Raw genomic sequence first — 2,315 nt, forward strand, 5'->3', positions numbered from 1 at the left:
GGGGCCGGCTCAGGGGCCGGCTCGGCGGCGGCCCGCAGGCTCACCCGGATCACCGCCTTTTTGCGGCCCAGGCCGAAAATACCGGCCGATCCGGTGTGGATCACCTGGATATCGAGATCCTCCCGGACCACTCCCAGGGCGGTGCAGGCGTTGACAATCGCCTCTTCAACATCGTCGCCCTTATATTCCATCGAAGCACTCATTTGCGGCTGCTCCCTGCTGCTGGCCGCCGGTGAACGGCGACCGGTCCCCGGCGCCATCGGCCGGGGCGGCCCGCCGCCCGGCGGCGGCTAATCTTTCTGACGATAAATCATGTACTGCTGGGCGATGGTCAGGACGTTGTTGATGAACCAGTAAAGGACCAGGCCCGAAGCGAAATTGAGAAAAAGGAAGATGAAAACCACCGGCAGAAACATCATGATCTTGGCCTGCATGGGGTCGCTGATCGGGGTCATCTTCTGCTGGATGAACATGCTGGCCCCCATCAGCAGGGTCAGCACCGGAATGCCGCCCAGCCAAGGGATATCGAAGCCGATGTAGAGCCGGTCCGGGGCCGAAAGGTCGTTGATCCAGAGCATGAAGGGGGCGTGGCGCAGTTCAATGGACTGGAGCAGGACCTTGTAAAGGGCGAAAAAGACCGGAATCTGCAGGATCATCGGCATGCAGCCGCCCAAAGGGTTAACCTTGTAGGTCTGGTAGAGCTTGAGCATCTCCTGCTGCTGGCGCTGGCGGTCATCCTTGTATTTTTCCCGCAGCTTAAGCATCTTGGGCTGGATTTTCTGCATCGTCTTCATCGATTTCAGACCCTTGTGGGTCAGGGGCCAGAAGGCGATCTTGATCAGAATGGTCACCAGGATGATGGCGATGCCGTAGTTGCCCACCAGGCCATGGAGGAAGTTGAGCAGGTAGAGGGTGGGCCGGGCCAGGAAATCAAACCAGCCGAAGTTGACCGAGCGGCCCAGCTCGTGGCCCAGTTCGTTGAGCAGGGAAAGCTTCTTGGGGCCGAAATAGACCAGGTATTCGTAGCGCTGGCTGGCCTGGGGGGGGATGATATCGACCGCCGAGGCCAGCACCGTGGTGACCAGGTCGTCGCGGCGGGAGGAGAAATGGGCGGTGGACTGTTCAACCCCCAGGGGGATGATGCTGGTCAGAAAGTAGGAATCGTTGTAGCCGGCCCAGCTCACCCGGCCGGTGAAGCTGCGCCCGGCCCGTTCCCCGGCCAGGTCCTTGACCTTGACCTGATTGACCTCGTTGTCCACCAGCACCGTCGGCCCGGTGAAGAGGAAGTGCTCCAGGGGATCGCCGCCGTCGCTGAAGGGGCGGTTGACAAGGGTCAGATAGGGAGCGCCCTGGAGGGGAACCTCGCCGCGGTTGTGGACGTCCACCGCCAGGGCGATCCGGTAGTCATTGTCCCGGAAGGTGTAGGTGCGGACAATTTCCAGCCCCAGCGGCGAGACGGCCCGCAGGGTCAGGGTGCGCTCCTGGCCGGGATTGACCTGCAGCCGGCCCTCCTGGTCGGCCGCGAAGTGGAGGGTTTCGGCCCGGCCGGGCTCAACCCCCCAGGAGAAGAAGAGGGGCAGGCCGTCTTCCTGGTCGGTGCGGACCAGGTCCTTGGCCGCGGAGCGAGGATCGACGGTGTCGCGGAATTCCTTGGTCCGGAAGCTCTTGAGAACCCCGCCGGCCTCGGAGATCACCGCCGTGTAAAGGTCGGTTTCCACCGTGATCTCCCGGCTCGTTCCCCGGGCCGCCAGGGTGGCGACATCCACCGGAGCCTGGCCGGGGGCGGTCAGCTCCGGCGCCACGGCCTCGCCCGGGACCCCGAACTCGGGCGCGGCGGCCAGGGGTTCGGGGGCCGGAGGCGGCGCGGTGGTGGTCGGGGAGGCAGGCATAAAGACAAACTGGTAAATCAACAGGACCGCCATCGAGAGGACAATGGCAATAAGGGCGCGATAATTATCCATGACAGAATGAGTTTCCTTTACTTGACCGGGTCAAAACCACCGGGGCTGAAGGGATGACAGCGCAGGATTCTCTTGAGCGCCAGGAAGCCGCCGCGGCGAACGCCATACAGGGAGATCGCCTCCAGGGCATATTGGGAACAACTCGGGGTGAAGCGGCAACTGGGCGGGAGCAGCGGAGAGATGACCAACTGGTAAAAACGCACCCCGGCCAGGCAGCTATAGCGCAAAACCGTTTCCACCCCGGCCGCCGGGAGGCGCCAGGCGGTCAGCAGCCCGGCCGGCGGGAAAGGGGCCATCGTCGGGGCCGGCTCAACCGGCGCCGGTTTTCTGATCCCCCGGGAACCGATCCTCGGT

3 protein-coding genes are annotated in these 2,315 nt (G+C 63.7%); all 3 read right to left on the bottom strand.

What is annotated here, in order from left to right; translation table 11 throughout:
• The coding region (locus ACHHTY_RS11980) for a Jag N-terminal domain-containing protein (protein ID WP_395494404.1) at positions 1 to 203 on the bottom strand (203 nt) is incomplete at its 3' end.
• 87 nt (positions 204 to 290) lie between these two features.
• Entirely contained in the window at positions 291 to 1,961 is a 1,671-nt protein-coding gene (gene yidC, locus ACHHTY_RS11985; RefSeq protein WP_395494405.1) for a membrane protein insertase YidC, read from the bottom strand.
• A gap of 17 nt (positions 1,962 to 1,978) precedes the next feature.
• Positions 1,979 to 2,188, bottom strand: coding sequence for a membrane protein insertion efficiency factor YidD (yidD, locus tag ACHHTY_RS11990; RefSeq protein WP_395494406.1), 210 nt, complete (start codon positions 2,186 to 2,188; stop codon positions 1,979 to 1,981).
• Positions 2,189 to 2,315 lie beyond the last annotated feature (127 nt).

It is taken from the genome of Desulfurivibrio nitratireducens (genome assembly GCF_044068515.1).
GTDB lineage: Bacteria > Desulfobacterota > Desulfobulbia > Desulfobulbales > Desulfurivibrionaceae > Desulfurivibrio.

Excerpts from the sequence above, each read along its gene's own strand:
- yidC (WP_395494405.1), bottom strand. The coding sequence starts at position 1,961 with ATGGATAATTATCGCGCCCTTATTGCCATTGTCCTCTCGATGGCGGTC.